Here is a 24,867-nt window from a genome sequence, read left to right as displayed (position 1 = left end):
TTGCTTCACACATGTCCTCTTGCCGGAGCAGGAATCCCGGCCAGATTGTCCGTTGACGCCACTCGCAGCCGCGGAGAAGCCTTTGCCCTGGATTGCCTATATCGCTCATTTCATCGCCGCGGGATTTCTGACCAACGGCATCCCGCATTTCGTCAACGGCGTCAGCGGTAGGGCTTTCCGCATCCCCTTCGCGCAACAGGACAAGCTCGGTTCGCCCATTGCGAACGTCGTCTGGGGCTGGGTGAATTTCCTCATTGCCTTCCTGCTCTTTGCCAATATCGGGCCGCTCTATATCGGCACGCCGGGTGATACGATCTTCGTCGCCGCCGGCATGCTCGTCACCGGCATTCTGCTCGCCCGGATTTTCGAGGATGAGTCCCGATAGTAACTTGCATGATGATAGTTACTGCTATAGTGACATCAGCCATGCAGCGGACAAGCTTCAGTCAATTCAAATGCCCGGCGGCGCGTGCGCTCGACAGCGTTGGCGACTGGTGGAGCATCCTGATCCTGCGTGACGCCTTTCAAGGGCTGTCGCGCTTCGACGATTTTCAGAAGAGCCTCGGCGTGGCGCCGAACATCCTGACGCGGCGGTTGAAACATCTGACGGATGAAGGGCTGTTCGAACGGCGTCTCTACCATCAGCGCCCTGCCCGCTACGAATATGTGCTGACGGACAAGGGTCGCGATTTCTTTCCGGTGCTGATGACGCTGTTTTCCTGGGGAAGCCGGCATATTCCGGAAGAGGACCTCGCCTTCCTCTTGGGCGATGCCGCTTCGGGCAAAGCGCGCGAAACAATGCTGGTGGACGCACGGACCGGCGAAGAAGTGACACCCGAAAATACCAGCCTGCTGGCAGGCCCTGCAGCCGACGACGAAGTGCACGCGCGGATCGCCCGCATGCGCGCCTGGTATCTCGGCATCGACGCATAACGGAGAAAGAGAATGGATCGCATCGTTGTTACCGGCATGGGACTTGTCTCGCCACTCGGCACCGGCGTCGAGCCGGCCTGGAAACGTCTTCTCGACGGCGGTTCGGGGCTGCGGGTATTGGCGGAAGACATCGTCGGCGAGCTCGCAGCCAAGGTCGGCGGCATCGTTCCCGGCATTGGTGAAGATGCGCAAGCCGGCTTCGATCCCGACCGTTACGTCCCGCCCAAGGACCAGAAGAAGATGGACCGTTTCATCCAGTTCGCCATGGCGGCGACGGAGGAAGCGGTCAAGCAGGCCGGCTGGCTGCCGACTGACGAAGCTGCGCGAGAGCGCACTGCGACGATCATCGCCTCCGGGGTCGGCGGCTTTCCGGCCATCGCCGAAGCGGTGCGGATCGGCGAGACACGCGGCGTGCGGCGGCTGTCGCCCTTCACCGTGCCGTCCTTCCTCGTCAATCTCGCTGCCGGCCAGGTCAGCATTCGCTACGGCTTCAAGGGACCGCTCGGCGCGCCGGTGACCGCCTGTGCCGCCAGCGTTCAGGCGATCGGCGATGCGGCGCGGCTGATCCGCTCCGGCGAAGCGGATGTGGCGATCTGCGGCGGCGCCGAGGCCTGCATCGACAAGGTGAGCCTCGGCGGCTTTGCCGCAGCGCGTGCCCTTTCCACCGGCTTCAACGAGACGCCGGAGCTTGCATCGCGGCCCTTCGACACGGCACGCGACGGTTTCGTCATGGGCGAAGGCGCCGGCATTCTGGTCATCGAAACGCTGGACCATGCGCTTGCCCGCGGCGCCACGCCGCTTGCCGAACTCGTCGGCTACGGCACGGCGGCGGATGCCTATCACATGACCTCAGGCCCCGAGGACGGCGACGGCGCGCGGCGGGCGATGGAGGCCGCGCTTCGGCAGGCAAAAATCGCCGCCTCCGAGGTTCGGCACCTCAACGCGCATGCGACCTCGACACCGGTCGGCGACAGGGGCGAGATCGCCGCGATCGGCACGGTCTTCGGCCGCAATGGCGGCATTGCCGTCAGCGCCACGAAGTCGGCGACCGGCCATCTGCTCGGGGCGGCCGGTGGGCTGGAGGCGATCTTCACCATTCTGGCGCTGCGCGACCAGATCGCGCCGCCGACCCGCAACCTGAACGAGGCCGATCCTGATGCCGACGGCATCGATATCGTCGGCAAGACGGCGCGGCCGCTCACCATGGACTATGCGATCACCAACGGTTTCGGCTTCGGCGGGGTGAATGCCAGCGCCCTCTTCCGCCGCTGGTCGTAAAGTCTGCTTTTCTTGCGCTGAAATTCGCTTACACTTCCGCTCTATCGGGGCTCGCTCCCCGACGGAGCCGGAGATCAATCCATGCGCGCCTTTCTCGCAGTTCTCATTCTGTGTGCCGCGTCCGCCTTCTCTCCTCTCTCGGCTCGCGCCGAAGATCCGATCGATACGACGAGGACCATGATCGAGGAACAGATCAAGGCCTTCCTCAAGGACGACGCCGAGACCGCCTATTCCTTCGCCGCTCCCGGCATCAAGGCGATGTATCCCGACAAGAACCTGTTCTTCGCCATGGTGAAGAAGAGCTACGAGCCGGTTTACCATCCCGGCAACTACGCCTTCGGCCGCAGCCGCTCGATCGACAACGGCGCGCTGATCTATCACGAGGTGCTGATTTCAGGCCGCGACGGCAAGGACTGGACGGCGATCTACCAGCTCACCCGCCAGCCGGACGGCAGCTATCGGATCAACGGCGTGCAGATCATGCCGGATGCGGACAGCAAAGGAATTTGACGCTTTGCGCCTGTCACCGACAGAAGTCGGCCTATTGCACGGCGGCGTTGTACTAACGATTTCGAAATCCTCCCAGAGTAATAATATTTCACCGGAGGATTGTGACCGTGAACAGTGGCAAGCAGTTTTTCACAGGCCTTGAAGCTTTGCGAGGAATTGCGGCCATCATGGTCATGTTCCTGCATACGAGTGGGACGCTGGGCCCGGTCCCGCGGAATATCAGCTACCTTGCGGTAGATCTCTTCTTCCTTTTGAGCGGCGTCGTTCTTGCGAATTCCTATGAGAAGCGACTGGCGACGGGAGAGATTTCGCCTGCCAAATTTGTCGTGCAACGCATCATTCGGCTTTATCCGCTCTATCTGCTTTCGCTTCCTGTCGGCCTTCTTAACCATGCACTTCAATTCGGCTTGGACTACCTTACACTCACCGATCTTCTAGTGAGGGCGATCCTGTTCATTCCGAGCCCAAATGTGGACGGGGCCTTTCCTCTGAACGGTCCCAGCTGGTCGCTCTTCTTCGAACTCTGGGCCGGAACGCTGTTTTCTACGCTTCTGATACGGCTGTCATGGAGAATCCTGTTGGCCATCACCATGGGGGCCGCGGGCTTCACACTGTACGGAGCGTTATTCGTAGGCAACCTCGATATTGGTCACCAGGCAGGCTATTTCAGATTTGGCTTTTCAAGAGTTCTTGTCTCTTTCGCGCTCGGAATCTGCCTTTATCGCTTCTATGAGGTTCGAAAACCGAACGTGGCTGTGAGCGGCAACATCATCGGGCTGCTTCTGTGTGCCTGTCTTATCTTCATCACGAACATCCCGGCCAGAACATTCTTCGGTTTCCCATATTTTGATTTTCTGCTGTGCCTTGTCGTCTTTCCCGCCATTGTCTGGCTGGCGATGTCCACAAGGCAGGCTGGCCTGGTCGAATTGGTATTCCGATGGTTGGGGAGGCTTTCCTATCCGATTTATATCCTGCATGGGCCCATCTTCACCCTGCTGCATTCACTGCGGCAAAGGGGCTATGACCTTCCTGCTTCCCCGGCAGCCGGTATGATCGTGGTTTTTGCGATTTTCATTCTGGCTGGCATGGCCGCCGTTCACTTCGACGAGCCCGTGCGTAAAAAACTCACAATGATGATTGCGCCGAACCCGTCGTCCGCTGTCCCCGCTGTCAGCAACACGGTGACAGAGCAGCCTTAAACCGGGTCGAGATCGCCCCTCGCCCATTCTTCCTGCGTCTCCGCCATGAAATCGGCGAAGCGGTCTTCGGCGATGGCCTTGCGGATGCCCTGCATCAGTTCCTGGTAATAGGCGAGATTGTTCCAGGAGAGCAGCATGCCGCCGAGCGCTTCGTTGGAGCGGACGAGGTGGTGCAGATAGGCCCGCGAATAATCGCGTGAGGCCGGGCAGCTCGACTGTTCGTCGAGCGGGCGCATATCCTCGGCATGGCGGGCATTGCGGATATTGACCTTGCCGCGGCGGGTAAAGGCCAGGCCGTGGCGGCCGGAGCGGGTCGGCATGACGCAGTCGAACATATCGATGCCGCGGGCGACCGATTTCAGGATATCATCCGGCGTGCCGACACCCATGAGGTAACGCGGCTTTTGTCCGGGCAGCACCGGCAGCGTCGTTTCGAGCATCCGCAGCATGACGTCCTGCGGCTCGCCGACGGCAAGGCCGCCGATGGCATAACCCTTGAGATCGAGCTGGCTCAACGCCTCGGCCGAACGAATGCGCAGCGCCGGAATATCGCCGCCCTGGACGATGCCGAACATCGCCTTGCCCGGCTGGTCGCCGAAGGCAACCCGGCAGCGCTCGGCCCAGCGCAGCGACATTTCCATGGCGCGCTCGATCTCCCTCGGCTCGGCCGGCAGCGCCACGCATTCGTCGAGCTGCATCTGGATATCGGAGCCGAGCAGGCCCTGGATTTCGATGGAGCGCTCCGGCGACATGTGGTGCAGGCTGCCGTCGACATGCGACTTGAAGGTGACGCCCTGCTCGTCGAGCTTGCGCAGGCCGGAGAGCGACATGACCTGGAAACCGCCGGAATCCGTCAGGATCGGATGCTCCCAGCGGATCAGCTTGTGCAGGCCGCCGAGGCGGGCGACGCGCTCAGCGGTCGGGCGCAGCATCAGGTGATAGGTATTGCCGAGAATGATGTCGGCGCCGGTTTCGCGCACCTGGTCGAGATACATGGCCTTGACGGTGCCGACAGTGCCGACCGGCATGAAGGCCGGGGTGCGGATTTCGCCGCGCGGCATGGAGATTTTGCCGAGGCGGGCGCCGGCGTCGGTCTTTTCAAGCGTGAATTGGAAGTTCTCTGTCATTTGTCTTTCCGGAAAAGAAGGCTCGCATCACCATAGGAGTAGAAGCGGTAGCCTGTCGAAATGGCGTGTTTATAGGCTGCATGCATGGCCTCGAAGCCTGAAAAGGCCGAGACCAGCATGAACAGCGTCGAGCGCGGCAAATGGAAATTGGTCATCAGAATGTCGACCGCCTTGAAGCGGTAGCCGGGCGTGATGAAGATGCCGGTGGCGCCGGCCCAGGGCTTGATCTCACCGCTTTCCGCAGCTGCACTCTCGATGAGCCGCAATGAGGTGGTGCCGACGCAGACAATGCGCCCGCCCCTTGCCTTGACGGCATTCAGCCGGGCGGCGGTTTCGGCGCCGACATAACCGCTTTCCAGATGCATTTTGTGATCGGCGGTATCGTCGGCCTTGACGGGCAGGAAGGTGCCTGCGCCGACATGCAGCGTGACGAAATGGCGTTCGATACCGGCCTTGTCGAGCGCCTCGAACAGCGCAGGGGTGAAATGCAGGCCGGCGGTGGGAGCGGCAACGGCGCCCTCCTCCCGGGCATAGATCGTCTGGTAATCCTCGCGGTCGCGCTCATCCTCGGGGCGCTTGGCGGCGATATAGGGCGGCAGCGGAATATGGCCGACGGCGGCGATCGCCTCGTCGAGCGTCGGGCCGGAAAGATCGAAGGCCAGCGTCACCTCGCCGGCCTCGCCCTTTTCCTCGACGGTCGCGTCAAGCGAGCCAAGCAAGCAGCTTTCGCCGGAATGGCCGAAGGCGATGCGATCACCCGGCTTGATGCGTTTGCCGGGCTTGGCAAAGGCCTTCCAGCGGCTGGGGCCGACGCGCATGTGCAGCGTTGCCGACACCTGCTGGCCGCCGGCGCCGTCGCGATGACGGATGCCTTCGAGTTGGGCCGGGATGACCTTGGTATCGTTGAAAACCAGCGCATCGCCCGCCCTGAGGAAGGACGGCAGGTCACTGACGCTATGATCCGAAAGGCTGTTTGCCGCATTGGGATCGACGACGAGCAGGCGCGCACTGTCGCGCGGCTCGGCGGGCCGTAGCGCGATGCGTTCATCGGGCAGATCGAAATCGAAAAGGTCTACGCGCATAAGGGCACTTTCAAAGCGAAACCCGCCCTCGCGCAGTCACGCAAGGGCGGGTTTCAGCAGAAATCACAATCAGACGTCGGCGGCAACCCGCATCGAGACGATCGAGTCCGGATCGGAAACCGGCTCGCCGCGCTTGATCTTGTCGACGTTTTCCATGCCTTCAATGACCTGGCCCCAGACGGAATACTGCTTGTTCAGCCAGGGCGCGTCGGTAAAGCAGATGAAGAACTGCGAATTGGCGGAGTTCGGGTTCTGCGAACGGGCCATCGAGCAGGTGCCGCGCGTATGCGTCGTCGCGGAGAATTCGGCCTTCAGATCCGGCTTGGAGGAGCCGCCCATGCCGGCCCGGCCGGGATTGAAGGTTTCCGAACCCTTCTTGCCATATTGGACATCGCCCGTCTGGGCCATGAAATCCTGGATGACACGGTGGAAGACGACGCCGTCATAGGCCTTCTCGCGGGCGAGTTCCTTGATGCGGGCGACATGCTCGGGCGCAACCTGCGGCAGAAGCTGAATGACAACCTTGCCCTTGGTGGTTTCCAGAATGATGGTGTTTTCGGGATCCTTGATCTCGGCCATTGTCTTCTCCTGTTGTTTCTCTCGTAACTTACTTCTTGCCCAGGGTGACCTTGATCATCCGGTCTGGACTTTTGACTTCGCCGTTCTGGCCTTCGCCGCGCTTGATCTTGTCGACATTCTCCATGCCGGAGACGACCTTGCCGACGACGGTGTACTGGCCGTTCAGGAAGGAGCCGTCGGCAAACATGATGAAGAACTGCGAATTGGCGGAATTCGGATCCTGCGAACGGGCCATGCCGACCGTGCCGCGCACGAACGGGGTCTTGGAGAATTCAGCCGGAAGGTCGGGAAGGTCTGAGCCGCCGGTGCCGGCCAGGCTCGCGTCAAAGTTCTTTTCCATGTTGCCATATTTGACGTCGCCGGTCTGGGCCATGAAACCCTCGATGACGCGATGGAAGGCGACGTTGTCGTATTCGCCCTTCTTGGCCAACGCCTCGATCTGCGCGACATGCTTCGGCGCAACATCAGGCATGAGCTGGATGACGACGGGACCATTCTTCAGCTGGATGGTGAGGTAATGATCGGCAGACTGGGCGAAGGCATCGCCGGCAAAGGAGGCGAGATACAACACGCCGGCAAATGCGAGATAAAAGAGTTTCATATGGGCTCCATTGCGGCGGGTTCCGCCTGGTCTTTGCGCTTGCTGGTCTTGTGCCTGCAAGTCTTTGTCGTTGTTAATTTTGGCGCTTGGATGTGAGGGCTTGTAGAACGGCGGCCGGCACGAAGGCGCTGACATCGCCACCCATGGCGGCGATCTGGCGGACCAATGTGGCGGTAATGGGCCGAGAGGCCGTGCCTGCCGGCAAAAAGATGGTCTGGATGTCAGGCGCCATCGTCCGGTTCATGCCGGCCATCTGCATTTCATAATCAAGATCGGTGCCGTCGCGAAGGCCGCGGATCAAAAGCGTGGCGCCATGGGTGCGGGCGGCATCGACAACCAGATTGTCGAAGGCGACGACCGTGATATCGCCGGTCTTGCCGGGAAGCGCTTCCGCCAGAGAACGGCGGATCAGCTCGGCCCTTTCCTCGAAGGAAAACAGCGGCGCCTTGCCGGGATGGATGCCGATCGCGACGATCACCTTTTCGGCGACGTTCAGCGCCTGGACCAGAACATCCACATGCCCATTGGTGATCGGGTCGAAAGACCCCGGATAAAAAGCTGTCGTCATCTGGCCCGACCGTTGGTTTGACGCCTTTTGTCATGGATGCCGCTTTGCCGCAAGTGATTTGGCCGATCGTCCCGGACGGTTGAACGGTGGATGAATGACCCGTTCAAGGCGGTTTCAGACAGGATCTGCTTAACTCAAACCATCAACGCAGCCGATGCCATTCCGGCATCCGGCGCTCCCCGAAAGACTACACCCATGCTGATCGTGCTCGTTGCACTTGCCGTCGTTTCCTCCCTCGCTGCCGAGATGGCCTATGGCTATTTCGCCGATCGCTACGAGGTGAGCTGGGTGCGGCCCGAACTCGCCGAACATGCGGCGATCGTGCGCGCCCAAGGTCGCCTGCGTGGGGCAAACCGGGCTTCGAATCTGAACGCCAGATGAACGAGACATTCAAGGAGGCTTCAGATCGGCATTGGTAAACACCCCCTCAACATCCGGCGGAACCATTTTAAAACGGATGCGTTCATTCAACCGACATATAGATGCGATTATCGCGGCAGGAAGGACTAAAGATGCCCGGCAAGATTACGATGATTAACGTGCTCTGGATGGTAATGGTCACGGGCATGCTGACTGCAACTGTCGCTCTCTATGATCAGAAGGTTGATACGTCCAAGGTTTATGGTCCCTATGCTTCGGCCCGGACGGCCGTACTGGGCCAGTACTGAGGGGCGAGAACGCAACTCCCCAGGAAAGGAATGCCCATGTTCACGATCTTGACAGTGCTCACGGCCCTTATCAGCGTCATGTTCATCGTGTCCGTAACCTCGACGATCTCGGCGCTCCGGCGCGAAGGCGAAGAGGTAAAGGCGATGAACGAAAAACATAGAGCGTTCTGACTTTCCTCTTTCCAACCCCTTCCCCACCTTGAGCGGCGCCCTTCCGCTGCCCAAGGCCTTTCAAAGCCGGATGCACCCCAGCGTCCGGCTTTTTCTTTGGATTGAGCGGTCCTCGGGCTTGAAGAGGAAGGGGGCACGAAGCCAAAACCCGATCCCGGAGATTGCCGAAGCCCGCCCCTCATCCGGCTGCCGCCACCTTCTCCCCGTAAACGGGGCGAAGGGGGATAGGCGCAACCCCCTCCGTCCCTTCGCCAACGTCTCGCTGGGCACGTCCCCTCGCCCCGTTTACGGCGAGAGAGCTAGGGCGAGGGCAGCCACTGGTACAAACCGCGCTGAATAGAAAGCAAGCTCCGTCAAAAAACTAAGGGCGGCCCGAAGCCGCCCCGTTCATCTGATCATTCCTCGGCAGGTCCGGCCGGATCGCCCTCGGCAATCGGCGCCTCGCCGGCAGCACCGTCCTCGGCAGCTGCGGCGCCTTCGGCAACCTCGACAGCCTCCTCCGCCTCGTCGTCCTCCGGTTCACTGATACGCTCGACCGAGACGACCTTTTCGTCCTTGTGCGTCGAGAAGATGGTGACGCCCTTGGTGGCGCGGCTGGCGATGCGGATACCGCCGACCGGCACGCGGATCAGCTGGCCGCCATCGGAAACCAGCATGATCTGGTCGCCGTCATCGACGGGGAAGGCCGCAACCAGTTCGCCGATCTCGCCGGTCTTCGACGTGTCGGTGGCGCGGATACCCTTGCCGCCGCGGCCGGAGATGCGGAAGTCATAAGAGGACGAACGCTTGCCGAAACCCTTTTCCGAGACTGTCAGCACGAATTGTTCGCGGGCTCTCAACACGTCGTAGCGCTCGTCGGAGAGCTGTCCCTCTTCGGTGACTTCTTCACCGACCAGCGCGATGTCCTCTTCATCCACGCCCGTTGCACGCCGTTCGGCGGCGGAGCGTTTCAGATAGGCGGCGCGCTCCCACGGCTCGGCATCGACATGGCCGACGATCGTCATCGAGATGATGCGGTCGCCTTCGCCGAGATTGATGCCGCGCACGCCGATCGAGTTGCGGCCGGCAAAGACGCGAACGTCGTCGACGGAGAAGCGGATGCACTGGCCGAGCGCCGTGGTCAGGAGAACGTCGTCCTGATCGGTGCAGGTTTCGACCGAGAGGATCTCATCGCCCTCCTCTTCCAGCTTCATGGCGATCTTGCCGTTGCGGTTGACCTGGACGAAGTCCGACAGCTTGTTGCGGCGAACCGTGCCGCGCGTCGTCGAGAACATGACGTCGAGATTGTCCCAGCTCGCCTCATCCTCGGGCAAGGGCAGGATGGTGGTGATGCGTTCGCCGGGTTCGAGCGGCAGCATGTTGATCAGCGCCTTGCCGCGCGAGGTCGGCGTGCCGATCGGCAGGCGCCAGACCTTCTCCTTGTAGACGATGCCGCGCGAGGAGAAGAACAGCACCGGCGTATGGGTATTGACGACGAATAGCCGGCTAACAAAATCCTCGTCGCGAGTGGTCATGCCGGAGCGGCCCTTGCCGCCGCGGCGCTGGGCGCGGTAGGTGGTGAGCGGCACGCGCTTGATGTAACCGAGATGCGAGACGGTGACGACCATGTCCTCGCGGGCGATCAGATCCTCGTCGTCCATTTCAAGGCCGCCATCGACGATCTCGGTGCGGCGCGGCGTGCCGAATTCGTCGCGGACGGCGATGAGCTCGTCCTTGACGATCGTCTGGATGCGGACGCGCGAGGAGAGAATATCGAGGTAATCCTTGATCTCTTCGCCGATTTTGTTGAGTTCGTCGCCGATTTCGTCGCGGCCAAGGGCCGTCAGGCGGGCAAGGCGCAGTTCGAGGATGGCGCGGGCCTGCTCTTCGGAGAGATTGTAGGTCAGGTCCTCGTTGATGCGGTGACGCGGATCGTCGATCAGACGGATCAGGCTTTCGACATCTTCGGCCGGCCAGCGGCGCGTCATCAGCTCTTCGCGGGCCGACTGCGGATCGGGCGCCTGACGGATGACGCGGATGACTTCGTCGATATTGGCGACGGCAATCGCAAGGCCGACCAAGACATGGGCGCGGTCGCGCGCCTTGCGCAGCAGGAATTTCGTTCTCCGGCTAACGACTTCTTCGCGGAAGGAGACGAAAGCGCGCAGCATGTCGAGCAGCGCCAGCTGCTCGGGCTTGCCGCCGTTCAGCGCCACCATGTTGCAGCCGAAGGACGTCTGCAGCGGCGTATAGCGGTAGAGCTGGTTGAGGATGACCTCGGCATTGGCGTCGCGCTTCAGCTCGACGACGACGCGGTAACCCTGGCGGTCGGATTCGTCGCGCAGGTCGGAGATACCCTCGATGCGCTTGTCGCGCACCAGCTCGGCCATCTTCTCGATCATCGTCGCCTTGTTCACCTGGTAGGGAATCTCGGTGATGATGATCTGCTCGCGGTCGCCGCGCATCGGCTCGATGGCGGCGACGCCGCGCATGATGACCGAACCGCGGCCGGTCTCGTAAGCCGAGCGGATGCCGGCCCGGCCGAGGATCTTCGCACCCGTCGGGAAGTCGGGACCGGGAATGATCTGCATCAGTTCCGGCAGCTCGATGGCCGGATCGTTGATCAGCGCGATGCAGCCGTCGATGACTTCGGAGAGATTGTGTGGCGGGATGTTGGTCGCCATGCCGACGGCAATGCCGCCGGCGCCATTGACGAGCAGGTTCGGGAACTTGGCCGGCACCACGACCGGCTCGGAGAGCGTGCCGTCATAGTTGTCGCGGAAATCGACGGTTTCCTTGTCGAGATCGTCGAGCAGCGAATGAGCTGCCTTTTCCAGGCGGCATTCGGTGTAACGTTCGGCCGCCGGCGGATCGCCGTCGACCGAGCCGAAATTGCCCTGGCCGTCGATCAGCGGCAGCCGCAGCGACCAGGGCTGGGCCATGCGGGCGAGCGCATCATAGATCGCGGTGTTGCCGTGCGGGTGGTATTTACCCATCACGTCACCGGTGACGCGGGCGCATTTGACGTATTTCTTGTTCCAGTCGATGCCGAGCTCGGACATGCCGTAGAGGATGCGCCGGTGCACGGGCTTCAGGCCGTCGCGCACGTCGGGCAGCGCGCGGCTGACGATGACGCTCATGGCGTAATCGAGATACGACCGCTGCATTTCCTCCATGATGGAGATAGGCTCGATGCCTGGCGGGAGCTTCCCGCCGCCGGGGGGTGTTTGCTCAGTCAAAACAGATCACGATCTCTTCTAGAATCACTTGAAGATTTATAGCGGAAAGCCTGTTGCCGCGCCAATTTCCGAGCGCGTTTTGAACAGGCTTTTGCGGCTTAAAGAGGGTAAAACATTAAAGATGCGCGGCCTCAGCGGACAAATCGGTCGCAGGCGGCCGCGGGATATTTGCCAAATCGGAATCCCCGCTTCACAATCATAAAAACCACGTGTCCATATGGGGTTTCGGAGAGACGATGGCAAGCGCCGACCAATTGATCAACGCCTTCACGACGCTGCTCGTCACCATCGATCCGCCGGGGCTCGCCCCGATCTTCCTGGGGCTGACCACGGGCATGAGCCGGGCCGAGCGCACGCAGGTGGCGCTGCGCGGCTCGACGATCGCCTTCATCATCCTCGCCGTCTTCGCGCTGTTCGGCGCCGGCGTGCTCGGGGTCCTCGGGATCTCGATCGGCGCCTTCCGCATCGCCGGCGGGCTGCTGCTCTTCTGGATCGCCTTCGAGATGGTGTTCGAGCGACGGCAGGAGCGCAAGGAGAAGGCCAGCGAGGCTGCCGTCACCAAGGATCATATCGAGAATATCGCCGTCTTTCCCCTCGCCTTGCCGCTGATCGCAGGCCCGGGTGCGATCTCGGCGACGATCCTGCTGGCCGGCACGCTGGCGACCTCCGTCGGGAAGGCGCAACTAATCGCCGTCATCGCCGCCAATCTGTTGCTGACGCTGCTGATGCTGCTGATCGCCGACAGGCTCGACCGTTTCCTCGGCGTTACCGGCCGGGCCATCCTGACCCGCCTCCTCGGCGTCATCCTCGCCGCCCTGGCGGTGCAATTCGTCGTCGACGGCGCGAAAGCGGCGCTCAATCTGATCAGCGCGACGCCGCACTGAAAGCGGCGGCAACTGCCGCGAGATCAAAGAAAAAGAGCATGATGCCGCCAAAGACATCATGCTCTCAGGTCTTTCAAGCCACGAAACGCGGTTGATCAGAACGGGATGTCGTCGTCGAGATCGCGCGAGAAGTTGCCGCCGCCACCACCGCGGCTGGGCGACGAGGAAGGGGCCGGGGCGCCGTAATCGTCGCCGTAATCATTGTTGCTGCTGCCGCCGCGGCCGCCGCCGAAGCCGGAGCTTGCGCCGCCGCCATCGCCGCGGCCGTCGAGCATGGTCAGCGTCGAGCTGAAGCCCTGAAGCACCACTTCGGTCGAATAGCGGTCCTGGCCCTGCTGGTCCTGCCACTTGCGGGTCTGCAGCTGGCCTTCGATATAGAGCTTGGCGCCCTTCTTCACATATTGCTCGACGACCTTGCAGAGGCCCTCGTTGAAGACGACGACAGTGTGCCATTCGGTCTTCTCGCGGCGCTCGCCGGAATTTCGGTCACGCCAGGTCTCCGAGGTCGCGATACGAAGATTGGCGATCGGCCGGCCATCCTGAGTACGGCGGATTTCGGGGTCTGCACCCACGTTTCCAACCAGAATTACCTTATTCACGCTACCAGCCATGCTTCTCACCCTGCCTGCCGCCCTGCCCGGCGGCGTTAATCGATCAGCGCACCTTAAACCATCGCAGACCGCCGATGCGCGTAAACGGTCGTTCATCCACATGTTTATCCATCAGAAGGCCGCATGCATCCATCAGGAATTTTGTTCTTTCTTTGTTCTAGTTTATCCGTATGATCCTGTCAACAGAATCGAAAACCTTGACTGTAGCGGACATTCAGCCTCGACTCGCCGGTCCGCATCACTAAATAAGGGCTGTTATCCCAAAGGACCAAAGCTGAGACGATGAGCGAACTGAAGACGATCTCCATCCGCGGCGCGCGCGAGCACAATCTCAAGGGCATCGATCTCGATCTGCCGCGCAACAAGCTGATCGTGATGACCGGGCTTTCGGGTTCCGGCAAGTCCTCGCTTGCCTTCGACACGATCTATGCCGAGGGCCAACGCCGTTATGTCGAGAGCCTGTCGGCCTATGCCCGGCAGTTCCTCGAAATGATGCAGAAGCCCGATGTCGACCAGATCGACGGACTGTCGCCAGCGATCTCGATCGAGCAGAAGACCACCTCGCGCAACCCGCGCTCGACGGTCGGCACCGTCACCGAGATCTACGACTATATGCGCCTGCTGTTTGCCCGCGTCGGCGTTCCCTATTCGCCGGCGACCGGCCTGCCGATCGAGAGCCAGACGGTGAGCCAGATGGTCGACCGCGTCCTCGATTTCGGCGAAGGCACCCGTCTTTATATTCTCGCGCCGCTCGTGCGCGGCCGCAAGGGCGAATATAAGAAGGAACTCGCCGAGCTGATGAAGAAAGGCTTCCAGCGCGTCAAGGTCGACGGCCAGTTCTACGAGATCGCCGAGGTGCCGGCGCTCGACAAGAAATACAAGCACGATATCGATGTGGTGGTCGACCGCATCGTCGTGCGCTCGGATGTCTCGGCCCGGCTGGCCGACAGCCTGGAAACCTGCCTGAAGCTCGCCGACGGGCTGGCGATCGCCGAATTCGCCGACAAGCCGCTGCCGCCGGAAGAGACGTCGGCCGGCGGCTCGGCCAACAAGTCGCTGAACGAGACGCATGAGCGCGTGCTGTTTTCGGAGAAATTCGCCTGCCCGGTTTCCGGTTTCACTATTCCCGAGATCGAGCCGCGGCTGTTTTCCTTCAACAATCCCTTCGGCGCCTGCCCGACCTGCGACGGCCTCGGCGCCCAGCAGAAGATCGATCCGGATCTGATCGTGCCCGAGCCCGAGCGGACGCTGCGCGACGGGGCGATCGCGCCCTGGGCGAAGTCGACCTCACCCTATTATAACCAGACGCTGGAAGCGCTCGGCAAACATTACGGCTTCAAGCTCGGCACCCGCTGGAACGATCTGTCCGACGAGGCCAAGGACGTCATCCTCAACGGCACCGAGGACAAGATCGAATTCCACTACGCCGACGGCGCCCGTTCCTATACGACGCAGAAGAATTTCGAGGGCATCATCACCAATCTCGAGCGCCGCTGGAAGGAGACGGATTCCGCCTGGGCGCGCGAGGATATCGAGCGCTTCATGTCGGCCGCGCCCTGCCCTTCCTGCAACGGCTTCCGCCTGAAGCCGGAGGCTTTGGCGGTGAAGATCGACACGCTGCATATCGGTGAAGTCACCGGCATGTCGATCCGCGTCGCCCGCGACTGGTTCGAGACGCTGCCGGCCAGCTTCAACGCCAAGCAGAACGAGATTGCGGTGCGCATCCTCAAGGAAATCCGCGACCGGCTGCGCTTCCTCAACGATGTCGGCCTGGAATATCTGAGCCTCTCGCGCAACTCCGGCACGCTGTCGGGCGGCGAAAGCCAGCGCATCCGGCTGGCCTCGCAGATCGGTTCGGGGCTGACGGGCGTGCTCTATGTGCTCGACGAGCCGTCGATCGGCCTGCATCAGCGCGACAATGCGCGGCTGCTCGACACGCTGAAACACCTGCGCGACATCGGCAACACCGTCATCGTCGTCGAACATGACGAGGATGCGATCATGACGGCCGACGACGTAGTCGATATCGGCCCGGCCGCCGGCATTCGCGGCGGTGAGGTTGTCGCCCACGGCACGCCGCAGGATATCATGGACAATCCGCAGTCGCTGACCGGCAAATACCTCTCCGGCGAACTCGGCGTGCCCGTTCCCCATGAGCGCCGCAAGCAGAAAAAGGGCCGCGAGATCAAGGTGGTCGGCGCGCGCGGCAACAATCTGAAGAACGTCACGGCGTCGATCCCGCTTGGGGTGTTCACGGCGGTGACCGGCGTTTCCGGCGGCGGCAAATCCACCTTCCTGATCGAGACGCTCTATAAGTCGGCAGCGCGCCGTGTCATGGGCGCACGTGAAAATCCGGCCGATCACGACCGCATCGACGGCTTCGAACATATCGACAAGGTGATCGACATCGATCAATCGCCGATCGGCCGCACGCCGCGCTCGAACCCGGCAACCTATACCGGCGCCTTCACCCCGATCCGCGACTGGTTCGCCGGCCTGCCGGAGGCGAAGGCCCGCGGCTACCAGCCCGGCCGCTTCTCCTTCAACGTCAAGGGCGGACGCTGCGAGGCCTGCCAGGGCGACGGCGTCATCAAGATCGAGATGCACTTCCTGCCCGATGTCTATGTCACCTGCGATGTCTGCCACGGCAAGCGCTACAACAGAGAGACGCTCGACGTCACCTTCAAGCAGAAGTCGATCGCCGACGTGCTCGACATGACGGTGGAGGAAGGCGTCGATTTCTTCGCGGCGGTACCGGCGGTGCGCGACAAGCTGCAATCGCTGAAGGATGTCGGTCTCGGTTACATCAAGGTCGGCCAGCAGGCGAATACGCTCTCGGGCGGCGAGGCGCAGCGCGTCAAGCTCGCCAAGGAGTTGTCGAAGCGGTCGACGGGACGCACGCTCTATATTCTCGACGAGCCGACGACCGGCCTGCATTTCCATGACGTCGCCAAGCTGCTCGAAATGCTGCACGAACTGGTCAACCAGGGCAATTCGGTGGTGGTGATCGAGCACAATCTCGAGGTTATCAAGACGGCCGACTGGGTGCTCGATTTCGGCCCCGAGGGCGGCGACGGCGGCGGCGAGATCGTGGCTGTCGGCACGCCCGAAGCGATCGTCAAGGAGAAGCGCTCCTATACCGGACATTTCCTCAAGGAATTGCTGGAGCGGCGGCCGGCGAAGAAGGCGGTTGCGGCGGAATGACGATGAGGCTGGCGTCGCCCGATGATCTGCAAACGATCGCGACGCTGACGGCAGCCGCCTATCGGCCCTATACCGAGCTCTTCGGCGCTCCACCGGTCCCGGTGACGGAAGATTATGCACCGAGGATCGACCGCGGCGAGGTCTGGCTGCGCGAGATCGGCAGCGAAGCGGCCGGCCTCGTGGTCATCGAGCGGCATGCCGATCACTTGATGCTGTTCAGCATCGCGGTCTCGCCGGCCTTTCAGGGCGGCGGACACGGGATTGCGATGCTACGCTGGCTGGAAGGCAAGGCGCGGGAATGGGCCGTGCCGGAGATCCGGCTCTACACCAATGCGCGGATGGAGCGGAATATCGCGCTTTACCGCGCCTTCGGATTTCAGGAAACGGGTCGCCGGCCGAGCCCTTATCGGCCAGGCTGGACGCTCGTCGACATGGTGAAAGAGATCGATGCAGCCTGAACGGCTGCCAAAGGGGAGGACGACATGACGAAATCCGGCACTATCCGCACCGGCATCGGCGGCTGGACCTTCGAACCCTGGCGCGGGCATTTCTTTCCCGATGACCTGAAACAGAAGGACGAGCTGAATTATGCCAGCCGCCAGTTGAAGGTGATCGAGGTCAACGGCACCTATTACAGCACCCAGAAACCGGCAGTCTTCGCCAAATGGGCGGCTGACGTGCCCGATGGTTTCATCTTCTCGCTGAAGGCGACGCGGTTCGTCACCAATCGGCGGGTGCTGGCGGAGGCCGGCGAATCGATGGAGCGCTTTCTGACATCTGGAATCAGCGAGCTCGGCGATCATCTCGGGCCGCTGCTCTGGCAGTTCGCGCCGACGAAGAAGTTCGATCCGGACGATTTCGAAGCCTTCCTGAAGCTGCTGCCGTCAAAGCAGGACGGGCTGGCGCTTCGCCACGTGGTCGAGGTCCGGCACGATTCCTTCAAGGTGCCGGAATTCGTGGCGCTGCTGGCCAAATACGGGGTGGCGCCTGTTTGTGCCGAACATTTCGAATATCCGATGATTGCCGACGTCACGGCCGATTTCGTCTATGTCAGGCTGCAGAAGGGCTCGGACGATATTGCGACCTGCTATCCGGATAAGGACCTGAAGGCCTGGGCGAACCGGCTGGAGGTCTGGGCCGAGGGCAAGATCCCCGACGACCTGCCGCTGATCGATGCCGACCGCAAGGTCAAGGCCGAGCCGCGCGATGTCTTCGCCTTCATGATCCATGAGGGCAAGGTCAATGCGCCGCATGGAGCGATCGCCCTGCAGCAGGCACTGGCGAAATAGGCCGGCTGAGGTTTGCGCCAAAGGCTGAAGCATCGGCGGCCCAAAGCTGAAGCATGGGGCGGGTTAAAGAGGTAGGACGTGGGTGGCGAGGTCTTCCGCCGTCAGGCCTTTGCCGGCGCGCTGGCCGGCCTCTCCGTGCAGCCAGACGCCGGCGGCGGCGGCCTCGAAGGCCGGCAGGCCCTGGGCGAGCAATCCACCGATAATACCGGCGAGCACATCACCGGAACCGGCAGTGGCAAGCCAGACCGGAGCATTGGTATTGATCAGCGCCCGTCCATCCGGCGCAGCAATGACGGTATCGGCGCCTTTATAGACGATCGCTGCATTGGCGCGGCAGGCGGCGGCCACCGCCTTATCCACCTTGCCCAGCGCATCGTCGCCGCCGATATCGGGAAAAAGCCGCGAGAACTCACCTTCGTGCGGCGTCAGCACAAGGCGTGGCTTACCCCGGAAGAGATCGAACAGTTGCCGCGGATCGTCCTTGAACGAGGAGATGCCGTCGGCATCGAGAACGAGATGGCGATCGGCAAGGGCGGCGACGAAGCCGCGCGCCCTGGCGCTGATGCCGAAACCGGGACCGAGGACGAATGTCTGCAGCCGCCGGTCCGAGAGCCAGTCTTCGAGGTCGGCCTCGTCGTCGAGCGCATGCAGCATCACGGCGGTGAGATGGGCGGCATTGGCGGCTATCGCCGCATGAGGGGCAGCGATCGTCACCAGGCCGGCGCCGGCCTTCAGGCCCGAGATCGCCGACATCCGCGCAGCCCCCGTCTTGTCGGCCGCGCCTGAGAAGACCACCAGATGGCCGCGCTTGTATTTGTGGGTTTCCAGCTGCTCGGCCGGCAGCACGCTCTTCCAGGCATCGGGCCTGTTCTCGGCGATGTCGCCGCCTGCCGCGGCCCTGACGATGCGGGCGGGAATGCCGATATCGAAAACCTCCAATTCACCGCAAAGCTGCCTGCCCGGCATCAGCAGATGCCCGGGCTTGCGCGTCATGAAGGTGATGGTGTTCTGCGACCTGAAGGCCGCCCCCAGCACCTTGCCGGTGCGGCCATCGAGGCCGGAGGGCAGATCGATGGAAAGCACCGGGATACCGGCCTCGGTGACGCGCCCGATCAGTGCGCTGACATCGGCCGGCACCTCACGGGCGAGCCCGGCGCCGAACAGGCCGTCGATGACGACGTCGCCGGATTCGGGCCGGTAGAGGTCGAGCGCCTGTCCCTGGAGCGCGCAGGCGGCGCGGGCGCGGGCGGCATCGCCCTTCAGCCTTGAGGGATCATTGAGATGGAAGAGCGCCACCGTCGCCCCGCCCGCCTGCAGATGCCTTGCCGCCACATAGGCGTCGCCGCCATTGTTGCCGGGACCGCAGAGCAGGACGAAACGCAGCGCATCCGGGTGAAGCCTCAGCGCGGCCGCTGCGGCCGCAGCCCCTGCCCTTTCCATCAGGCCGAAGGAATCGATACCGGATGCGGCAGCGGCCGCGTCGACGGCGGCCATTTCGGCAGGCGTCAGAAGAAGGTCGGACAGATGTTGGCTCATTGCCCCATTCAATTCAATAAACGCCTAAAAAACAACCGCCTGAGACAATAAAGAAAAGGGCGTTATTTGTGCATTTGCCTATATTTTAATCTCCGCCCCACGCACTTACGCAGTTACTGATATTCCGGATTTTTTCGGTTTTGGACGCGATTTTGGTCTGGAGGCAATGTTTTTCCACTTCTCCATCATCAAAACGACGTGGAATTCCCCGCAAACGCACCGGTTTTGACAGAATTGACGGATTTTTTCGATAAGACGGATTTCAAACTGGCACGATATCTGCATCATATCCGGCGAGCGGGAACATTCCTGCCGTAACGGGAGAAGCGGAGAGATATTTTCTCATGAAAAAGATCGAAGCGATCATTAAGCCTTTCAAGCTGGACGAAGTGAAGGAAGCCCTTCAGGAAGTCGGCCTGCAAGGTATCACGGTCACGGAAGCCAAGGGCTTCGGCCGTCAGAAGGGCCACACGGAACTTTACCGCGGCGCCGAATACGTCGTCGATTTCCTGCCGAAGGTGAAGGTCGAGGTCGTGCTGGCCGACGAGAACGCGGAAGCGGTCATCGATGCCATCCGCAAGGCGGCGCAGACCGGCCGCATCGGCGACGGAAAGATCTTCGTCTCCAACGTCGAAGAGGTTATCCGCATCCGCACCGGCGAGACCGGCATAGACGCCATCTGACCCACTTTGCCAACCACGCAAAGTTCGATACGGTCAGCGCAGCCACCTGTTGTCATCGCAAATCGGAGGAAACTATTTAATGGCGACCGCAAGCGAAATTCTGAAGCAGATCAAAGAGAACGATGTGAAGTTCGTCGATCTGCGCTTCACCGACCCGAAGGGCAAGCTGCAGCATGTGACGATGGACGTCGTCTGTGTCGACGAAGACATGTTCGCTGACGGCGTGATGTTCGACGGCTCCTCGATCGGCGGCTGGAAGGCCATCAACGAGTCCGACATGGTGCTGATGCCCGACACCGAGACGGTGCATATGGACCCGTTCTTCGCTCAGTCGACCATGGTCATCATGTGCGATATCCTCGATCCGGTTTCCGGCGAAGCCTATAACCGCGATCCGCGCGGCACCGCCAAGAAGGCCGAAGCCTACCTCAAGGCATCCGGCATCGGCGACACGATCTTCGTCGGCCCGGAAGCCGAATTCTTCGTCTTCGACGACGTCAAGTACAAGGCCGACCCCTACAATACCGGCTTCAAGCTCGATTCGACCGAACTGCCGTCGAACGACGACACCGACTACGAAACCGGCAACCTCGGCCACCGCCCGCGCGTCAAGGGTGGCTATTTCCCGGTTCCTCCGGTCGACAGCGCCCAGGACATGCGTTCGGAAATGCTGACGGTGCTCTCCGAAATGGGCGTCGTCGTCGAAAAGCATCACCATGAAGTCGCCGCCGCCCAGCACGAACTCGGCATCAAGTTCGATACGCTCGTGCGCAACGCCGACAAGATGCAGATATACAAATACGTCGTGCACCAGGTGGCGAACGCCTACGGCAAGACGGCGACCTTCATGCCGAAGCCGATCTTCGGCGACAACGGCTCGGGCATGCACGTGCACCAGTCGATCTGGAAGGGCGGCAAGCCGACCTTTGCCGGCGACGAATATGCCGGTCTTTCCGAGAGCTGCCTGTTCTACATCGGCGGCATCATCAAGCACGCCAAGGCGATCAACGCCTTCACCAATCCGTCGACGAACTCCTACAAGCGTCTCGTCCCGGGTTATGAAGCGCCGGTGCTGCTCGCCTATTCGGCCCGCAACCGCTCGGCTTCCTGCCGCATTCCGTTCGGCTCCAACCCGAAGGCCAAGCGCGTCGAAGTCCGCTTCCCGGATCCGACCGCCAACCCCTACCTCGCCTTCGCCGCCATGCTGATGGCGGGCCTCGACGGCATCAAAAACAAGATCCATCCCGGCAAGGCCATGGACAAGGATCTCTACGACTTGCCGCCGAAGGAATTGAAGAAGATCCCGACCGTCTGCGGCAGCCTGCGCGAAGCGCTCGAAAGCCTCGACAAGGACCGCAAGTTCCTGACCGCTGGCGGCGTCTTCGACGACGACCAGATCGATGCCTTCATCGAGCTGAAGATGGCTGAGGTGATGCGTTTCGAAATGACGCCGCATCCGGTCGAATACGACATGTACTATTCGGCCTGATCGGCCGCCAACACCGAAAGTCCCGGTTCGCCGGGGCTTTCACCTCCCCCGGTCATGGACGCCGCTACAGCGCCGCGCGTCTTTCAGACGCGCAAAGGACGCCGTAGCACTTTGGAGTGCTGCATAATTTTATCTTTAAATCGATTCCGATTTAAGGAATTATGCAGTAGGAGGATATGACGTTCATGTGACGAGCCGGTGCAAAAATCTTGATTTGCACCGCACCAATCACCAAATTCGGTGATGAAAGGAAGTCGTACCATGAAAGAAAGAATAGCAAAGTTCAGTATCGGCGAAGTGGTTCGGCACAAGGTATTTCCGTTTCGCGGCGTCATCTTCGACGTTGATCCTGAGTTCGCGAATACGGAGGAATGGTGGAATTCCATTCCGGCCGAGGTGCGCCCGAGCAGGGACCAGCCCTTCTATCACCTGCTCGCCGAAAATGACGAGAGCGAATATGTCGCTTACGTCTCCGAGCAGAACCTGATGAACGATGAAAGCGGCACGCCGCTTCGCAATCCGCAGATCTACCAGATTTTCGATCAGGCCCCGTCAGGGCAGTTCAAACCCAAGATGAGCTTCGCCCATTAAATCAGGCTGACCGACCGCATGAAACAAGGCCTCGCACTCCCGGCGAGGCCTTTTTCTTTTGGCAGCAAACGGGGGAAGAGGACATGCCGCGCCCTCTCGATTCCCTCTTCTCCCCTCGGGGAGAAGGTGCCCGTAGGGCGGATGAGGGGGCTGGCGACGCCGGTCTCCATACAAGTTTCGGCTGCGACATAAGCGCTGGGGAACGGTGTTGTCGTCCGCGTGGCGTAAAGGATGTGCCGTGCAGCCCCCTCATCCGCCTGCCGGCACCTTCTCCCCGAGGGGCTATCAGATTCACACATTGTCGATGGCGGTTAGGAGGAGTGCTACGCCGCGCTTGGCGGCCTGGAACTGTTGCCATCCGTCGAGCATGACGATTGGCCCTGGTTTGCCGTAGTAGCCGGTCCACCCACCGAGGCGGGCGCAGACCCAGGCGGCATAGGCCAGTGATCCCTTGGGATGCGGGTTCTTCTGCCGGGCGGTGCTGCCCTCCAGCTTGGCGCAGAAGGCTTCCAGCAGCGGCCGGTCACTCGGCTCGAAGGCGTCTTCAATGGGTCGCAAGGCGCCGTCGGCAGGGGCGCCGTCGCGGGCATGCACCAGTTGCTGCACGATCACGGCCGCGACGAAGGCAGCCATCACCAGATTGCTCAGCGGCACTTCGTCTTCGATGCGCAGGGCTTCGATATCGAAACCCTGCGTCTTCAGGGTGCGGAACAATTGCTCGATCACCCAGCGGCGGCGATAAAGAGCGATGATTTGCGCTGCCTGTCGTGCATCCGATACCTGGTAGGTCGTCAGCAGCCGCCAATGGACCGGTGCCTCGCCGTGTGGCGGTGCGCTCTCGCGCACATCCACCAGATAGAGGCACACGCCATCCGGGGCGTTCTTGTAGATGCCGTTCTTCGGATGCGGCAACGTCACCGCGCTGAAGCGGATCGCCAACTGCGTGTCGCGCTCTTTGCGTCCTGGCTTGGCCGGCAGGGTGAAGGCAAGGTTTGCCGCAACCGGCAGGGCGTCCGCCATGGAAAACAGCGAGGGTTCTTTGCCAAAGCTGCGGTCTTTCGAGGCGCGGATGACAAGGTCGACATTGGCGGGCCGACGGGTGAAGGCCTCGTAGATATCGCTTTCGCGGTCGGCAATGACGGTGATGTGGCGCGCCGCGGCGCAAACCTGCGCCGCGCGATCGGCACCCTCCAGCCAGCGATAGCTTTCCTTCTCCTCGATCGGACGGGCGCGCTGCGTGCCGCGCTTGCCCTGGTCGCGGCTTAGAAACTGTCCGTGGACCGCCCCGATGATCGCGCCATCGTCGGCGTCGACCCCGATCACCGCATGCAGATAAAGACCACCTCCGCCACTGGAGCGGACCACCGTCGTATCCTGGATGGCCAAAATATGTCGATCCGCGCTACGGCCGGCCGTGCGCAAGGCGGCCTGCTCGATCATCTCCTGTGGATTGACGGCATCATTGCGCAAAAACCGGGTCAAACGGATCTCTCCGGCCCGATGCCCCCCAAGCTTGCGCACCCGCATGCCTTGACCGGCCGTCTCAACCAGACGCGCCAGCAAGAACGACCCCCTTTTTCCAGGCGGCGGTCGCCAAACCGCCCCAGGCTCAAATCATCCATCGCTCAATTCTCCTGCTTGCAGCAAGAGAATCAGAACTGCGTTCCATAGGCAATTTTAAATGTGTGAATGCCATAGCCCCGAGGGGAGAAGAGATTGTGCCGCGCCCTCTCCGTTCCTCGCACGCCTTGTAACGGCACATCCCTTCCGCAAGAGGACTGGCTCACCCCGATAAGGTTAGGGATGAGGATACCCTACCCTTGTCTCAAACGCTGCAATCGCCCGACGCTGCGTAGAGCGCTACATTCACCAACAAAAAACCCGGCACGAAGCCGGGTTTTTGTTCAAGCCTGTCGGCTGGATTACTGCGCCTTGGCTGCCTTCTGGGCGTCTTCCAGCTTCTTGCGAGCCTCTTCAGCCTTCTTCTGCATGCCTTCCTGCAGGCTGCGCTGGCTTTCGGCGAGCTTCGATTCGGAAACCGGTTCGCCATCATAAGCGCCGGTGAAACCTTCGAGCGAAATCTTGATCGGGTTCGGAGCGCGGCGGAAGTTGATCGAGGTGAAGATCACGTCGCTGCCCTTCTTGAGGCTGGCGATCATCGCGTCGGTCAGCGGAATTTCAGCCGTGCACTTGTCCGGCAAGCAGACGGCGTAATCGAGCTTCTGGCCCTTGCCGCCGTCGATCTGCATGATGATGCCCGGGGGGATCAGACGTGCCGTGGGAACCGAGACCTGCAGGAGCTTGCGGTTGATCTTGCCAGTGACGGAGATCAGGCCGACAGCCGTGACGAGCTGGCCGCCATTGGCGAGGATCAGGTTCTGGACAACACAGATGTCGTTGTCTTCCTGCTTGCTGCAGGTTTTGTACCAGCCGAGCTTCGGCGCGCCGGCGGCTTGCGCCTGGCCGTCGGCCGGAGCCTGCGCCGCCGCATCCTGTGCGAAGGAGGAGACCGGAGCCGAAGCGCCGAACACCACTGCCAGAACGGACAGGGCTGCCCGCATTTTCTTTTCAGACTTGAACATCATAACGAATTCCGTCTCCTGATATCCGTTCGGGGCCGCGTCTTGCCGCCCCAACCATCGGGTC

The 24,867-nt window shown here is 61.6% G+C and carries 25 protein-coding genes; 15 read left to right on the top strand and 10 right to left on the bottom strand.

Going from position 1 to position 24,867, the window contains the following annotated elements:
- The first annotated feature begins 82 nt into the window (after nt 1–82).
- The 5 genes from CO666_RS13695 (at nt 83) to CO666_RS13675 (ending at nt 3,920) form a co-directional block, all read left to right on the top strand.
- Complete coding sequence (locus CO666_RS13695) at nt 83–385, top strand: hypothetical protein (RefSeq protein WP_097612657.1); 303 nt, start codon at nt 83–85, stop codon at nt 383–385.
- Nucleotides 386–426: 41 nt separating this feature from the next.
- A complete protein-coding gene (locus CO666_RS13690; protein ID WP_097612656.1) occupies nt 427–933 on the top strand; it encodes a winged helix-turn-helix transcriptional regulator in 507 nt (168 codons plus the stop codon).
- A 12-nt stretch (nt 934–945) separates the two neighbouring features.
- The gene (fabF, locus tag CO666_RS13685; RefSeq protein WP_097612655.1) at nt 946–2,211 is read left to right on the top strand and encodes a beta-ketoacyl-ACP synthase II; all 1,266 of its coding nucleotides are present in this window, start codon (nt 946–948) and stop codon (nt 2,209–2,211) included.
- Nucleotides 2,212–2,292: 81 nt separating this feature from the next.
- Complete coding sequence (locus CO666_RS13680) at nt 2,293–2,721, top strand: DUF4864 domain-containing protein (RefSeq protein ID WP_097612654.1); 429 nt, start codon at nt 2,293–2,295, stop codon at nt 2,719–2,721.
- Nucleotides 2,722–2,828: 107 nt separating this feature from the next.
- Complete coding sequence (locus tag CO666_RS13675; protein WP_097612653.1) at nt 2,829–3,920, top strand: acyltransferase family protein; 1,092 nt, start codon at nt 2,829–2,831, stop codon at nt 3,918–3,920.
- On the opposite strand, the gene tgt is transcribed toward CO666_RS13675, so the two are convergent.
- The 5 genes from tgt to coaD form a co-directional block, all read right to left on the bottom strand.
- Nucleotides 3,917–5,047 carry a tRNA guanosine(34) transglycosylase Tgt gene (gene tgt, locus CO666_RS13670; protein WP_097612652.1) on the bottom strand — a complete coding sequence of 377 codons (1,131 nt, stop codon included), beginning with the start codon at nt 5,045–5,047 and terminating at the stop codon, nt 3,917–3,919. The genes CO666_RS13675 and tgt overlap by 4 nt on opposite strands.
- On the bottom strand, nt 5,044–6,129 hold the full coding sequence (gene queA, locus CO666_RS13665) for a tRNA preQ1(34) S-adenosylmethionine ribosyltransferase-isomerase QueA (RefSeq protein WP_097612651.1): 1,086 nt from the start codon (nt 6,127–6,129) through the stop codon (nt 5,044–5,046). Before queA ends, tgt begins: the two co-directional genes overlap by 4 nt.
- 69 nt (nt 6,130–6,198) lie before the next feature.
- Complete coding sequence (locus CO666_RS13660; protein WP_097612650.1) at nt 6,199–6,708, bottom strand: peptidylprolyl isomerase; 510 nt, start codon at nt 6,706–6,708, stop codon at nt 6,199–6,201.
- A 28-nt stretch (nt 6,709–6,736) separates the two neighbouring features.
- Nucleotides 6,737–7,309, bottom strand: coding sequence for a peptidylprolyl isomerase (locus CO666_RS13655; RefSeq protein WP_085737255.1), 573 nt, complete (start codon nt 7,307–7,309; stop codon nt 6,737–6,739).
- Between the two features lie 73 nt (nt 7,310–7,382).
- On the bottom strand, nt 7,383–7,877 hold the full coding sequence (coaD, locus tag CO666_RS13650) for a pantetheine-phosphate adenylyltransferase (protein ID WP_097612649.1): 495 nt from the start codon (nt 7,875–7,877) through the stop codon (nt 7,383–7,385).
- A gap of 90 nt (nt 7,878–7,967) precedes the next feature.
- Between coaD and CO666_RS13645 the strand changes: the two genes are divergently transcribed.
- The 3 genes from CO666_RS13645 (at nt 7,968) to CO666_RS34890 (ending at nt 8,716) form a co-directional block, all read left to right on the top strand.
- Nucleotides 7,968–8,258 (top strand): hypothetical protein, encoded by a 291-nt coding sequence (locus CO666_RS13645; RefSeq protein WP_097612648.1) that lies wholly within the window; start codon nt 7,968–7,970, stop codon nt 8,256–8,258.
- A 131-nt stretch (nt 8,259–8,389) separates the two neighbouring features.
- Nucleotides 8,390–8,545 (top strand): hypothetical protein, encoded by a 156-nt coding sequence (locus CO666_RS34160; RefSeq protein ID WP_003539654.1) that lies wholly within the window; start codon nt 8,390–8,392, stop codon nt 8,543–8,545.
- A 36-nt stretch (nt 8,546–8,581) separates the two neighbouring features.
- Entirely contained in the window at nt 8,582–8,716 is a 135-nt protein-coding gene (locus CO666_RS34890) for a hypothetical protein (protein ID WP_280951805.1), read from the top strand.
- Nucleotides 8,717–9,111: 395 nt separating this feature from the next.
- Here the strand turns inward: CO666_RS34890 and gyrA are convergent, their stop codons facing one another.
- Nucleotides 9,112–11,934 carry a DNA gyrase subunit A gene (gene gyrA, locus CO666_RS13640; RefSeq protein WP_097612647.1) on the bottom strand — a complete coding sequence of 941 codons (2,823 nt, stop codon included), beginning with the start codon at nt 11,932–11,934 and terminating at the stop codon, nt 9,112–9,114.
- 236 nt (nt 11,935–12,170) lie between these two features.
- On the opposite strand from gyrA, the gene CO666_RS13635 reads away from it, so the two are divergent.
- On the top strand, nt 12,171–12,818 hold the full coding sequence (locus CO666_RS13635; protein ID WP_097612646.1) for a MarC family protein: 648 nt from the start codon (nt 12,171–12,173) through the stop codon (nt 12,816–12,818).
- 95 nt (nt 12,819–12,913) lie between these two features.
- Here the strand turns inward: CO666_RS13635 and CO666_RS13630 are convergent, their stop codons facing one another.
- Complete coding sequence (locus tag CO666_RS13630; protein WP_004671899.1) at nt 12,914–13,429, bottom strand: single-stranded DNA-binding protein; 516 nt, start codon at nt 13,427–13,429, stop codon at nt 12,914–12,916.
- A 282-nt stretch (nt 13,430–13,711) separates the two neighbouring features.
- Between CO666_RS13630 and uvrA the strand changes: the two genes are divergently transcribed.
- From uvrA to CO666_RS13615, 3 genes are read left to right on the top strand one after another with little or no spacing between them, the layout of a single operon-like run.
- The gene (gene uvrA, locus CO666_RS13625) at nt 13,712–16,633 is read left to right on the top strand and encodes an excinuclease ABC subunit UvrA (protein WP_097612645.1); all 2,922 of its coding nucleotides are present in this window, start codon (nt 13,712–13,714) and stop codon (nt 16,631–16,633) included.
- Nucleotides 16,630–17,091: a GNAT family N-acetyltransferase gene (locus CO666_RS13620; RefSeq protein WP_097612644.1), complete on the top strand. Its 462-nt coding sequence runs from the start codon at nt 16,630–16,632 to the stop codon at nt 17,089–17,091. The genes uvrA and CO666_RS13620 overlap by 4 nt, the downstream gene beginning before the upstream one ends.
- A gap of 24 nt (nt 17,092–17,115) precedes the next feature.
- Nucleotides 17,116–17,922 (top strand): DUF72 domain-containing protein, encoded by an 807-nt coding sequence (locus CO666_RS13615; protein WP_097612643.1) that lies wholly within the window; start codon nt 17,116–17,118, stop codon nt 17,920–17,922.
- A 63-nt stretch (nt 17,923–17,985) separates the two neighbouring features.
- Here the strand turns inward: CO666_RS13615 and CO666_RS13610 are convergent, their stop codons facing one another.
- On the bottom strand, nt 17,986–19,458 hold the full coding sequence (locus CO666_RS13610; protein WP_097612642.1) for an NAD(P)H-hydrate dehydratase: 1,473 nt from the start codon (nt 19,456–19,458) through the stop codon (nt 17,986–17,988).
- Nucleotides 19,459–19,802: 344 nt separating this feature from the next.
- Between CO666_RS13610 and CO666_RS13605 the strand changes: the two genes are divergently transcribed.
- The 3 genes from CO666_RS13605 (at nt 19,803) to hspQ (ending at nt 22,221) form a co-directional block, all read left to right on the top strand.
- Nucleotides 19,803–20,141: a P-II family nitrogen regulator gene (locus CO666_RS13605; RefSeq protein WP_003539626.1), complete on the top strand. Its 339-nt coding sequence runs from the start codon at nt 19,803–19,805 to the stop codon at nt 20,139–20,141.
- 79 nt (nt 20,142–20,220) lie between these two features.
- Nucleotides 20,221–21,630, top strand: a complete 1,410-nt coding sequence (gene glnA / locus CO666_RS13600; RefSeq protein ID WP_028756888.1) for a type I glutamate--ammonia ligase — start codon at nt 20,221–20,223, stop codon at nt 21,628–21,630.
- A 261-nt stretch (nt 21,631–21,891) separates the two neighbouring features.
- Nucleotides 21,892–22,221, top strand: a complete 330-nt coding sequence (gene hspQ, locus CO666_RS13595; RefSeq protein ID WP_003559363.1) for a heat shock protein HspQ — start codon at nt 21,892–21,894, stop codon at nt 22,219–22,221.
- Between the two features lie 291 nt (nt 22,222–22,512).
- Here hspQ and CO666_RS13590 read toward each other — a convergent pair whose 3' ends face one another.
- Nucleotides 22,513–23,703: an IS4 family transposase gene (locus tag CO666_RS13590; RefSeq protein ID WP_245436785.1), complete on the bottom strand. Its 1,191-nt coding sequence runs from the start codon at nt 23,701–23,703 to the stop codon at nt 22,513–22,515.
- 440 nt (nt 23,704–24,143) lie between these two features.
- Nucleotides 24,144–24,806 (bottom strand): invasion associated locus B family protein, encoded by a 663-nt coding sequence (locus CO666_RS13585; RefSeq protein WP_085737243.1) that lies wholly within the window; start codon nt 24,804–24,806, stop codon nt 24,144–24,146.
- Nucleotides 24,807–24,867: the final 61 nt, after the last annotated feature.

The sequence above is a fragment of the Rhizobium chutanense genome, from assembly GCF_002531935.1.
Lineage (GTDB): Bacteria > Pseudomonadota > Alphaproteobacteria > Rhizobiales > Rhizobiaceae > Rhizobium > Rhizobium chutanense.
Note: the sequence above shows the minus strand (reverse complement) of the source record. Positions and strands in the feature narration are given on the sequence as shown.